This window comes from Paenibacillus sp. FSL E2-0201 (assembly GCF_037963325.1).
Lineage (GTDB): Bacteria > Bacillota > Bacilli > Paenibacillales > Paenibacillaceae > Paenibacillus_AQ.
This window is the reverse complement of sequence record NZ_CP150154.1, coordinates 6745786-6758600: the sequence shown is the minus strand read 5'-3', so window position 1 is coordinate 6758600 and position 12815 is coordinate 6745786. Positions and strand designations below refer to the sequence as shown.

The following is a 12815-nucleotide window of genomic DNA, read 5'->3' as shown; positions in this document are numbered from 1 at the left end:
GAGAGTTCATGCCTAAATTTCTGCAAAGACGCTGGCACGGCTATCATACCGTATGGGCGTTCATGCTGCTGTTGGCCCTTATTATAATTGTTAGTATTTATAATTGGGCACTAGGGGTCGTTAGCCTGTTTCTGGCAGGTACATTATGCTTCTATATGCTGAAGACGGAGATTACGTTCCGCCGTAATTTGGTGGAATATATAAATGGATTAACTTTTCGTATTAAGCGGGTGGAGGGAGAAGCAGTTAGCATGCTGCCCCTCGGAATCATTCTGTTTAGCGAGGATCGAACAGTAGAATGGAATAACCGCTATGCCGGTGATGTTTTTGCACGCAAGTCTTTAGTTGGTGAACCACTGCAGGAATTACTGCCAGATATGCAGTCTTTTTTTACGACGAATGTAACAGGAAAACGGGATGTCCTCAAAGAAGGTGTATTGCACGACACTCGCCTTGAGCTCACTGTGGATGAACGATATTATCAAGCCGTAATTATTCCAAGTGAACGTATTCTATACATGTATGACATTACTGAGCTTGTGGTGCTACGTGAACGTTATGAGGATGAGAAGCTGGCGATCGGTATAGTGATGATGGATAATCTAGATGAATCTGCTCAAGGAATGGATGATCAACAGCGTACTTCTCTGATTGCTAAGGTAGCAAGTGAGATCACCGAATGGAGTAAACAGTTTGATGTTTACCTGCGTCGTCTGTCTTCTGAACGTTATCTAATGCTGCTTAATCATCGTAGCCTGCAAGCGCTGGAAGAAAGTCGATTCGTTATTCTCGATGAGATTAGGGAAATGACCGCCGACCTTAAGGTTCCCATGACACTGAGTATTGGCATGGCATTTGGAGCAGACTCTGCAAGCGAGCTAGGCGCTCTGGCGCAATCCAGTCTGGATATGGCGCTCGGCAGAGGTGGAGATCAGGCTGCTGTAAAAGCAGGTCAGAGGTTATCTTTCTACGGTGGAAAGAGTAATGCCGCCGAGAAGCGCACACGAGTGCGTGCAAGAGTCATTGCACATGCGCTGCGTGATCTGATGCAGGAGAGCGACCGTGTGCTGATCCTTGGGCACCGGACTCCAGATATCGATGCTGTTGGCGCTGCGATTGGCCTTCTAAGGGCCGCACAGATGTATAATGTAGAGGCCAGCATTGTGATGGAAACTCCTAATCCTTCCATAACGAACATGATGGAGCAGATTCGGAAAGATGATGAGTTGTTTAAGTCATTCATCACAACGGAGCAATCCTTACAAGTAATGACGGAGCATACATTGCTTATTGTTGTGGACACCCATAAGGCGTCAATGACAATGGAACCGCGGCTTGTGCAATATGCTAGTAGAATTGTTGTGGTGGATCATCACCGTAGAGGTGAAGAGTTCATCAACGATGCTGTATTAGTCTATTTAGAGCCTTATGCTTCATCAACCTGTGAGCTAGTGACAGAGTTGCTTCAATATATCCATGAGAAGGTAAAGATTAGTCCATTGGATGCTACAATGCTCTTAGCGGGAATTACTGTAGATACGAAGCACTTTGCATTGCATACAGGCTCCCGTACATTTGAAGCTGCAGGATTTCTGCGCCGAAATGGTGCGGATACCGTTCTTATTCAGCGTATGCTGAAGGAGGACTTACAGGAGTATATTTCAAAAGCCGAAATTATCAAGCATGCGCGTATGATTTATGATCAAATCGCATTGGTGGTTACGGCACCAGGTATGAAGATTCCGCAGCTGCTTATCGCTCAGACAGCGGATACGCTGCTTGGAATGACGAACGTAGTCGCTTCATTTGTCATTAGTGAGCGACCAGACGGCCTGATAAGCATTAGTGCTCGATCACTTGGGCGTATGAATGTACAGGTCGTGATGGAAAAAATGGGTGGCGGTGGGCATCTATCGAACGCCGCGGTACAGCTAGAAGGAACATGTAAAGAAGCAGAAGCCAGACTGCTGAAAGTGCTGGCTGAAATCGAATCGAAAGAGGGTTTATTCGAATGAAGGTCATTTTCATAAAAGATGTTAAGGGTCAAGGTAAAAAAGGTCAGGTTAAAGAGGTATCCGAAGGTTATGCTTCGAACTTCCTATTACCACGTGGATTAGTTCGTCCGGCAACGGAAGGCAATGTGAAGACGCTTGAGAATCAAGCAGCAGCTGAACAACGCCGTAAAGATAACGAAAAAGAAGAAGCACAGCAACTGGGCAAGAAGATAGATGAGCTTACCCTTACTATGAAGGCAAAAGCAGGTGAAGGCGGCCGTCTATTCGGCGCAATCACGAGCAAACAAATTGCTGAAACGCTATCTTCCACTCAAGGCATTTCCATCGATAAGCGCAAGATTGAGCTAGGTGAACCGATTCGCCATTTGGGAGTCTTCCAAGTAAGTATAAAACTACACACTGAAGTAAAGGCTACCCTTAAGGTTCAGGTAACGGAGGAGTAAAATGGGTGGAGATCTCTTTTTCGATCGGGTTCCCCCGCAGAATCTTGAGGCGGAGCAAGCGGTAATCGGTGCTGTTCTGTTGCAGGATGAAGCGCTCATTACTGCAATGGAACGGGTGAATACCGAAGACTTCTACGATAAAGCGCATCAAATGATTTTTGAGGCGATGGTGCAGCTCGGAGAAGAGAGCCAGCCGATTGATCTTGTTACGCTTACCTCAAGACTGCAGGACAAGGGAGAGCTTGAAGATATTGGCGGTGTTAGCTACTTAGCTAAGCTGGCGCATGCTGTGCCTACTGCGGCCAACGTAGAATACTACGCGCAGATTATTGAAGAAAAGGCTATGCTACGGCGTTTGATTCGTACAGCGACGCAGATCGTGAGCGAGGGTTACACGGGTGGCGAAGATGTTGCCGATATGCTGAGTGATGCAGAACGGCGAATTCTTGAAATCTCTAACCGGCGCAGCGGCAGTGGATTTATCGCAATCCGCGATGTTTTGATGGAAGTATTTGATAAGGTTGAACTCCTTCATCAGAATAAAGATAAGGGCGGCATGTCAGGTATTCCAACGGGATTTGTGGATTTAGACCATATGACTAATGGATTCCAGCGCAATGATTTGATCATTGTTGCAGCCCGTCCTTCTGTAGGTAAGACAGCATTCGCGCTAAATATTGCTCAGAATGTGGCAGTGCGTGCCAAAGAGACGGTTGCCATATTTAGTCTGGAAATGTCTGCACCGCAGCTAGTACAACGGATGATTTGTGCCGAAGCTAATCTGGATGCGAATACTATGCGTACCGGTGACTTTAAGAGTGATGATGATTGGTCGAAGCTGACTATGGGCATTCAGTCCCTATCGGAGGCGGAGATTTATATCGATGATACAGCAGGGATTACTGTAACGGATATTCGTGCGAAATGTCGAAGGCTCAAGAAGGAAAAGGGCCTCGGGATGATCGTCATTGACTACTTGCAGCTCATTCAGGGCCGCGGTAAAGGCGGGGAAAACCGGCAACAGGAAGTATCGGATATATCCCGTACACTGAAGCAGATTGCCCGTGAATTGGACGTGCCGGTTATCGCCCTGTCACAGCTTAGCCGGGGTGTAGAGCAGCGTCAGGATAAACGACCAATGATGAGTGACTTGCGTGAATCCGGTTCTATCGAGCAGGATGCCGACATTGTTGCGTTCCTGTATCGTGACGACTATTACAATCAGGACACTGAGAAGAAAAATATTATTGAAATTATTATAGCTAAACAGCGTAATGGTCCCGTTGGGACAGTAGAGCTTGTCTTCCTCAAAAATTTCAACAAGTTCGTTAACTACGAGCGAGCACATGCAGAACCATTTGCTGGTTAACCTGTCATGTATGATATCCGAACGATTGCACATTTCTTTGTGTAATCGTTCGTTTTATTTGACTTTGAAAAAAACGGCTGTTACACTGAGTATTGTCCTTTAGTGGGTAAATCCGCTTGGAGTCCGGAGGGCTACGTACATAAGAATGACGTACAGGGCCCATATTATGAAAAATAATGGTGCTGGCTAGCACCTACGGAGGAATGAACATGTCAACGGTAGTCGTCGTGGGAACACAATGGGGAGACGAAGGTAAAGGGAAAATCACTGACTTTCTAGCGGAAAGTGCAGATGTGGTTGCCCGTTATCAAGGGGGCAATAATGCCGGTCACACGATTCTGATTGACGGTGAGAAGTTTAAGCTCAGCTTAATCCCTTCTGGTGTATTTTATAAAGAAAAGACTTGTGTAATTGGTAACGGGATGGTTATTAATCCAGCTGCCTTGATCCAAGAAATTAATTATATTCACGAGAACGGTTTTGACACTAAGAACTTAGTGATCAGCGACCGGGCTCACGTTATTATGCCTTATCACATGGTACTGGATGCTCTAGAAGAAGACCGCAAGGGTCCGAACAAGATTGGTACAACACGCAAAGGTATCGGTCCTTGTTACATGGATAAGGCTGCGCGTAACGGTATCCGTATTGCTGACCTGATGGACGCTGAGGAATTCGAATTGAGACTCCGTCACTTAATGGAAGAGAAGAACCAAGTGATTACTCAAGTATATGGCGCGGAAGCTCTTAATGTTGAAGAGATCCTGACCCAGTACCTAGAATATGCGGAAGTACTGCGTAACTATGTGACAGACACGTCGGTTATTCTTAATGAAGCTATTGATGCAGACCGCAAAGTATTGTTTGAAGGTGCACAAGGGGTAATGCTTGATATCGATCAAGGTACGTATCCGTTTGTAACTTCTTCTAACCCATCTGCAGGTGGAGTATGCATAGGTTCTGGCGTTGGACCTTCCAAGATTAAACAAGTTATCGGGGTTGCTAAAGCCTACACCACTCGTGTTGGAGATGGCCCGTTCCCTACAGAACTGAATGATGCAACTGGAGACTATATCCGCGAAACGGGTCATGAATATGGCACAGTTACTGGACGTGCTCGCCGTGTAGGTTGGTTCGACAGTGTTGTTGTAAGTCACGCTCGCCGTGTAAGTGGAATTACAGGCTTGTCTCTTAACTCGCTGGATGTACTCAGCGGACTTGAGACTGTGAAGATCTGTACAGGCTACAAATACCGTGGTGAAGTAATCACGCATTACCCAGCTAGCCTTAAAATGCTGGCAGAATGTGAAGCGGTATATGAGGAGCTTCCAGGTTGGAGTGAAGATATTACTTCTGCAAAAACATTGGACGATCTGCCAGCCAATACACGCAGATATGTTGAGCGTGTGTCTGAGCTTACAGGAATTCCGATTGCCATCTTCTCAGTAGGCCGTAACCGTGAGCAGACGAATCAAGTAATGCCAATTTATATCTAAGCAACATAGTCATTTATAAGAGGCCTCGAGAGAGGTCTCTTTTTTTATGTTTACTGTTACTCGTATGTTTCCCGCAGCTGGTTCTAGTCAATACTGGAGGTATAGAAAAATATGGATATTATCTACCGGATAGACTTGAACATAGGTGAGAGGAGAGACGAAGATGAAGATTGTGAAGCGTGCACTGGGTGTATGCCTAATTGTAGTACTCGCAAGTACACTTTCAATTCTAACCACGGGCGTGGTTGTAAATGCTTATATTCAATCGGTGCTGGCAAGCTTCGATATTAAAGTGGATAGTCCAGGCCCAGGTTTAGGCGGGATGATCAAGAGTATTATTGGCATGGATAGCCAAACGAACACCACTAAAACGAATAAAGAAGCGACGACAGGCAGTACGGTAAATAAGGATAAAGATAATAGTAAGGATACACCGGCAAAAGAAAAAGGAGAACCTGTGGAGGAAAAAGCACCCGAAGATGCTTTACCGGTTATGGGACAAGCCTCAAATGAGTCCTCTACTAATGAAAACCAGAGTGGAAGTTCAGAGGACCAGAAATTGGTGATGACACCGGAGGCATTAGGTGACTTTAAAGATAATCTCCCTTCAGCGGAGAAGGTAAATATATTCAATATTTTGATGTCCAAACTACCGCAGGATGAGATGCAGAAAATCTCTACGGCGATGGAGGATGGACTAACGGAGGATGAGGTTAAGGAATTACAACAAGTCATTGCCAGATATGTTGATCCTGATGAATACGAGAGCATAATGAAAATGCTTACACCAACTACAGAATCGCTTCAGTAGTTCTAGTAATTGTCAATTTATAGACACAAGAAATAGGTTAAATTTTCATATTTGCGCAAAAAACCCGCATATTTCGTGGGTTTTTTTATATGTGTAAAGTTGAAATTTTTCGCTCAGCTATGGTACATTAGACAAGGATGTCAAAGGGTTAATTTTTTGTAACCAATTGTAACCTTTTGAACGGTCCATTAGAAGCAGGAACTTAGAACTAGGATATGCAGAAATATTCATGGTCGTAATCTATATAATCGAGATCGTATAACTAGCTTGGCCGCTCGTCTCGGATGACAGAGCGGACTGAAAGGGAGAGTTTCATGAAGAGATTTAAGTTCATGCGCCGGATGGGGAAACTGCAGGATAGCCACAAAGCAGAATCCGGGGTAGATGTGCAGAGCCACAATTTCGATCACGACTCCACGCACTTTCATCAAGAAAAAGGTACTCGTAGATTTCGGCGCTCTTGGATTATTGGAGCTGTTGGCCTAGTACTTCTAACCACTGTGTTGGTTGGTGCAGAGAAAAAGTATGTAGCGGCCAATACTGAAACCTACTATCAAGTGTTGGTGAAGGGCGAGGAGATCGGGAAACTTAACGATCAGGCACAGCTTAATCAGCTGTACGATAAGAAGCAACAGGAATATCAGGACAAGTATCCTGATAAAACAATGGTACTTCAGACAGAAGGCATTACAATTAAACAGCAGAAAGCGTATAAGCCTGAAGTTGATAGTGAGGCTACACTTAATAAATTGGATGGTATGCTGAAGGCCTATGCTGTAGGTGTACAATTAATGGTAGATGGCAAGGCTGTTGGTATTGTTAAGGATCAAGAGACCGCAAATGCGGTGCTTGAAGGGGTAAAGAATCACTATGTTCCACAAACTGAAGTAGCAACAGCTAGTAAGCTCACAAGAACAGCGGCCTCAAGTTCAAATGCTGCAAAGACAAAAGCTGCCAAGCAAGTGGAGTCAGTTAAGATTACTGAAGAGGTCTCTATTGTTCCTGTAAAAACAGATCCTAATAAAGTGTTGGATGTGGAGGAAGCAGTCAAGACGCTTACCGAGGGTAAAGAAGCACCGCTTCTCTACACCGTTCAAGAGGGCGATACGATTTCGGGGATTGCCAAACGGTTTGAAATTACACAAAAAGAGATTTATAGTAACAATCCTGATGTGAAAGAGCTAACGTTGAAGATTGGTGATACGCTGAAGCTGAAGGTACCACAGCCAGATGTTACAGTGGTTACTGTAGAGCAAGTGTCAGAGCAGGTAGTTACAGAACCTGAAGTGATCGTGCGTAAAAGCGACCAGTTACCGGCTGGCAAAAGCAAGGTCGTTCGTCCAGGACAAACAGGCCTTAAAGAAATGCAGTATCGGTTAACAAAGAAAAACGGAATGGTTGTACAAGAAGAATGGTTGGGCCAGACCGTTATAAAAGCATCACTACCTGAAGTTGTTTATCGAGGAACGAAGGTTGTTGGAGAAGGAACTGGCATGTTCAGTTGGCCAGTAAGCGGAGCAACCCTTACTAGTAGTTTCGGCGAACGCTGGAGCCGTGCCCATAAGGGGATAGATATGGTATCTGGCAATCGAACCATAAAAGCCTCTGATGCTGGAACTGTAGTCTTTGCAGGTGTGAAGAGTGGATATGGAAATGTGGTTATCGTGGATCACCGTAACGGATACGAGACTTATTACGGTCACTTAAATAGCATCTCAGTCTCTACGGGACAGCGCTTGGAGCAAGGCGCCAAGATTGGCGTAATGGGAAGCACGGGCCGTTCGACGGGTACGCATCTGCATTTTGAAATTCGGAAGAATGGCACTGCAGTAAATCCGATGAAGTATTTGCAATAATTCATACGTTAACCTCAACTGCTCGATGTTAATCGAGCAGTTTTTATTTTTTTTACGATATGTAAATGATGGTAAAGGAATTTCTTTGGCTGAGGTGGACGATTCCTTATTTCGTAGGATGTGACGGTAAGACAGGTATGTTAAAATAAAGGAATGATCTTTAAGTAGGGATAGGAAGGTGAAGCTGAGACATGCAGATGGGAACGATTCTGGTAGTAGACGATGAACAGCCTATTGCTGATATATTGAAGTTTAATTTAGAAAAAGAAGGCTACGAGGTTATTTGTGCTTTTGACGGTAACAGTGCAGTGGAACTGGCATTGTCCAAAAAGCCTGATCTTATGCTGCTTGATCTTATGCTGCCTGGTAAGGACGGGATGGATGTTTGTCGTGAGGTTCGTTCTGCGCACTTGGACATTCCTATCATTATGCTTACTGCCAAAGACGGAGAGATTGATAAGGTGCTTGGCCTGGAGCTTGGTGCGGATGACTATGTAACTAAACCTTTTAGTACACGAGAACTGCTCGCCAGAGTTAAAGCCCAAATGCGGAGACAGCACAAACCGTCACCAACGGGAGTGACGAGTGAGCCTGCAGAGAGCAAGCAGGGGATTTATCATTTTGATCTATTTATTGATACAGATATGTATATGGTATACAAGGGCGGAGAACCGCTTGATTTGACGCATCGTGAATATGAGCTGCTCTATTATATGATCAAACATGCGGGTAAGGTGATGACCCGGGAGCATTTATTGCAGGCTGTGTGGGGATTCGAGTATTTCGGTGATGTGCGGACCGTAGACGTGACGATCCGTCGTCTAAGAGAGAAAATTGAGGAGAATCCCAGCAAGCCGGAATATATTTATACCCGGCGCGGACTTGGCTATTTGATGCATAGCCCTAAAAGCGGAGGACTGTGATGAAATGGTGGTCCTTTTTCCGGACAATTCAGGCCAAGCTTATTATTATTTATGTACTGCTGATTCTGATAGCTATGCAGTTAATCGGAGTCTATTTTGTCAGCTCGATGAAGAACTCGTTAACGGATAATTTCACGAAGGATCTTAAGGCACGTGCTGAGATGCTGTCAATCCTGACTGCTGATAAATTTGGCAGTGAGGCTGGAACGGCGGACGAGGAAACGGCTGTAGAAAGTCTGCGTGGCATGGTCAATAATCTGTATATTAACGGGGCCGAGATTCAGGTGCTTGACGCCAGCGGCAAAATTATTACCACCTCCGTACCCTCGCAGAATGACTATGTCGGACAGCGCAATACTCAGACCGTAGTGAATCGTGCTTTACAGGGGATCAGCGATAATGAAGAATATATTATTGCTGATGATAATGTGCGTAAAAAGGTTGTGGCCAAGCCGGTGCTCTCCGGTGATAAGGTGGTTGGGGCAATCTATATTGCTGCTGACATGAAAGATTTATATGCAACCATGGGAAGGATCAACAGTGTATTCATCTCTGGTTTGCTGTTAGCCTTATCACTGACAGTTGTCTTATGTGTTATTCTTGCACACACCATTACACAACCGATTAAAGAAATGACCAGGCATGCAACAGCTGTTGCAGAGGGCCGTTTCAATCGGAAAATGCCTGTACTGGGCAACGATGAAATTGGACAACTCAGTCAGGCATTCAATTATATGACTGGAAGATTGCGTGAGGCGCTCTCGCAGAATGAGGAGGAGAAGGAGAAGCTCACCTCTATTCTGACGAACATGAGCGATGGCGTGGTAGCCACGGATGAGAATGGCGTAGTGATTCTTATGAACCTTCGGGCAGCACTTATGCTGGGAACAGAAGGTCCATTGCCTGAAGGTGCTCCATTGGACAAGCTGCTAGGTCTTGACTATGAGCAGAGTGGCGCCTTGGCGAAAGGAAACGCACAATCCGCAATGCTTCATCTAACACATATGGGTGGAGAAGATTCTAATATCGTGAGAGTGACGTTTACTCCCATTCATCGCCGTGAAGGTGGGATTGCTGGTACCATTGCTGTGTTACAGGATGTAACTGAGCAAGAAAACCTGGAAGAATCACGCCGAGAATTCGTGGCGAACGTTTCGCATGAGCTAAGAACACCACTTACAACGATTAAGAGCTATGTGGAGGCACTCGATGATGGAGCGCTGGAGGATCCCCAGTTAGCGGTTCGATTTGTTGGGGTTATTCGTAACGAAACCGAGCGTATGATTCGTCTGGTTACAGATCTACTGCATCTTTCGCGACTGGATTCTAAAGAGGAACTTCTCAGAATTCAGCAGACCGATATTACTGAGATGCTAGAGGATGTAGCAGACCGTTTTTCTTTTCAGATTCGGCAGAAACGTATCGATATTAGCACAAGGGTTCGTAGGGATGTCAGCACAGCATGGCTTGATCGGGATCAAATTGATCAAGTGCTGGGGAATCTAGTCTCGAATGCGTTAAAATATACGCCAGAAGGCGGTACGATTGAATTGGAAGCCTTGAAGAATGAGGATGGAATGCTCTCCATTTCTGTACGTGATTCCGGGATTGGTATTCCGAAGAAAGACATCGAGCGGATCTTCGAACGCTTTTATCGGGTGGATAAGGCACGTTCACGGAATATGGGAGGCACCGGACTCGGTCTTTCCATTGCCCGGGAAATTGTGAAAGCTCATGGAGGCTCTATTTCCCTGCAATCCGAGCTTAATGAAGGCTCCAAGGTAACCTTTACGCTACCTCTGAATGAGCAAAGGGGGAGTGAGGCATGAAGGAGAGATTGAAGTCATGGATTCTAGCTTTGCTCGTGGTGGGAAGTCTTGTTGAGAGTTATTATTTGATTTACCGGCTGCCTGGTGCAGACTCTGCGGTACTCTCCGAGAATCTATATGTGAAGACGGATAATATGGGACCAGAAGAAAAGGTCGAGAACCTATTGTACCCTGACAAAATGATCATCCATATGGGCGATAACAAGCATACGCTTTTTTATCCAGACTCAACGTTCTATAGCTTAATTATGAATCGGTTAAAAGGTCGTGGATTTGAAAGCTTCCAGCGGCACTCGGTACAGGATTATGACTGGGATAAGATTCGTAGTGAGAATCCGGGGATTGAGCTTTCGTTCGGATCCGGCATTCCGGTAACGTTACTACAGCGGGTTATGCAGTTGTCACCTGATTCCCTGTTTGAAGGAGAAAGCATCGATCGCATTTGGATCTATAACATTAAGAATGACTCCAAAGCGCATGCCATTTTCTTCAGTACGAGAGGCGACATTATATATGAAGCGGCAAAAGCCGATTTAACCGTTCAAGACGTGCAGCAGCATGTGGATTTCGGCAAAAACTGGACGCCTTACAAGGCAGTAGACGGTGATTATTATGTGCCAGACAGCAAGATTTCTCTAGTTCAGGTTGAGATGCCTTCAGGCATGTATACCATAGAACAAATGCAGAGTAATCTTTTCTTCGATGTTGGAAGTACTAGATATATTCGCGAGAAAAACGGATCGGAGATTTATACGGACAGCAAACGCAGTCTTCAGGTCGATAAGGAACGGAATTGGATGAGCTATAGTGATCCAGCCGCACTTCCAGCTGGAGACAGTACACCTGCCAAGGATGCGCTTGAAGCTGTGGAATTTGTGAACCAGCATGGTGGATGGAACGGAACCTATCGTCTTGAAGCTACCGAGGAGGGGAGACAGGAGAGAAAGGTCTCTTTTCAACAATACTATGGCTCCTACCCATATGGCTCCTATCCGATCATGAGTAATTCGCAGCTACAGTATGGCGTAATTAATCTGGAATTGCAGCAGGGAACCGTATCCTCTTATGAACGCTCATTAATCTATATTGAGGAGAGTAAAGCAGAGAAGAAAATCGTAGAGCTATCTGGAGGCGCGGAGCTGGAGAATCAATTGTCGTTAGTCAGCAAAACTTCGGGAGTGAAGGATTTGACGCCTGCGTATGTACCTGTAGTGAAAGATGAGAAGCTGCAACTGCTCCCAGTCTGGAAGGTTACGCTTATTGATGGCAGTGTTCTTACTTTAAACTAATTACAAGTTGTTCATATAACATTTAGGAGGTAAGGGTATGGATTGGGGAAGAGCCAAAAATGTACTAATTTGCGCTTTTTTAGGTCTGAATCTGCTGCTTTGTTATCAGCTGTGGATTGATTTGCGCGATCAGGTTAGTGCCAATCTCGATTTCACTTCCCTATCTGAAGAAACCCAAGCGGTGATGGAGCAAAAAGGGATTCGTGTGTTGTGTCCGATTCCAGCATCTACCCCGCAGCTTCCTAATATAACTTATCGATATTCTGCTGAAGAGCAGAATGAGCCACCTATTAAATTAGATGTTCCTATAGATAGTAAGCTGATCTATTCTTCATTCTCTGACCTTAGCAAGGCGCTTGAGAGTCAAATTCCCGACATCGCCAATTATCGCTTCGATTCACAAGAAAGTGAAGTTGGGAAATTTGTTCTTCACCCGCTAGTTCAGAATCAGTGGTCGTTATTCCGAGTTAGACTAGAGTTGATTAATAGTGATCAGAAGATTGTAGCTTACCGCTCGCCGAAGATTGAGATTGGGGCAAGCAGTAGTGATAAGGAGCAGAAGGTACTGCCGGCATCACAAGCGCTTAGTAGTTTGATTGAAAAATATTTTCCGGCAGACTCTGTAGTGAAGGAGATTGAACTTGGTTATTATGGTGAGCTGTTCAACTCCGAAAGTCAGGTAGCGTCGCCGATGTGGCGGTTCATGCTGGAGAACGGCAATGCCTATTATGTGGATGCTATTAGTGCGGACATCATCAGTCCGAAGACAACAGATTAGAAGGAG

Annotated in this window: 10 protein-coding genes; all 10 read left to right on the top strand. The window is 45.2% G+C overall.

Annotated elements, in window-relative coordinates:
- Nucleotides 1-8 precede the first annotated feature (8 nt).
- Nucleotides 9-2015, top strand: a complete 2007-nt coding sequence (locus tag NSU15_RS30425) for a DHH family phosphoesterase (RefSeq protein WP_042131713.1) — start codon at nt 9-11, stop codon at nt 2013-2015.
- Complete coding sequence (gene rplI / locus NSU15_RS30420) at nt 2012-2458, top strand: 50S ribosomal protein L9 (protein ID WP_339288676.1); 447 nt, start codon at nt 2012-2014, stop codon at nt 2456-2458. Before NSU15_RS30425 ends, rplI begins: the two co-directional genes overlap by 4 nt.
- Nucleotide 2459: 1 nt before the next feature.
- Nucleotides 2460-3827, top strand: a complete 1368-nt coding sequence (gene dnaB, locus NSU15_RS30415; protein ID WP_042131710.1) for a replicative DNA helicase — start codon at nt 2460-2462, stop codon at nt 3825-3827.
- A gap of 209 nt (nt 3828-4036) precedes the next feature.
- The gene (locus tag NSU15_RS30410; protein ID WP_076120609.1) at nt 4037-5323 is read left to right on the top strand and encodes an adenylosuccinate synthase; all 1287 of its coding nucleotides are present in this window, start codon (nt 4037-4039) and stop codon (nt 5321-5323) included.
- 163 nt (nt 5324-5486) lie between these two features.
- Nucleotides 5487-6134 carry a hypothetical protein gene (locus NSU15_RS30405; protein WP_339288675.1) on the top strand — a complete coding sequence of 216 codons (648 nt, stop codon included), beginning with the start codon at nt 5487-5489 and terminating at the stop codon, nt 6132-6134.
- Between the two features lie 314 nt (nt 6135-6448).
- Entirely contained in the window at nt 6449-7990 is a 1542-nt protein-coding gene (locus NSU15_RS30400) for a M23 family metallopeptidase (protein ID WP_052414782.1), read from the top strand.
- A gap of 191 nt (nt 7991-8181) precedes the next feature.
- On the top strand, nt 8182-8913 hold the full coding sequence (yycF, locus tag NSU15_RS30395; RefSeq protein ID WP_042131706.1) for a response regulator YycF: 732 nt from the start codon (nt 8182-8184) through the stop codon (nt 8911-8913).
- Nucleotides 8913-10742 carry a cell wall metabolism sensor histidine kinase WalK gene (gene walK, locus NSU15_RS30390; protein ID WP_339288673.1) on the top strand — a complete coding sequence of 610 codons (1830 nt, stop codon included), beginning with the start codon at nt 8913-8915 and terminating at the stop codon, nt 10740-10742. The genes yycF and walK overlap by 1 nt, the downstream gene beginning before the upstream one ends.
- On the top strand, nt 10739-12031 hold the full coding sequence (yycH, locus tag NSU15_RS30385) for a two-component system activity regulator YycH (protein WP_076120607.1): 1293 nt from the start codon (nt 10739-10741) through the stop codon (nt 12029-12031). The genes walK and yycH overlap by 4 nt, the downstream gene beginning before the upstream one ends.
- Nucleotides 12032-12068: 37 nt before the next feature.
- Complete coding sequence (gene yycI, locus NSU15_RS30380) at nt 12069-12809, top strand: two-component system regulatory protein YycI (protein ID WP_042131702.1); 741 nt, start codon at nt 12069-12071, stop codon at nt 12807-12809.
- Nucleotides 12810-12815 lie beyond the last annotated feature (6 nt).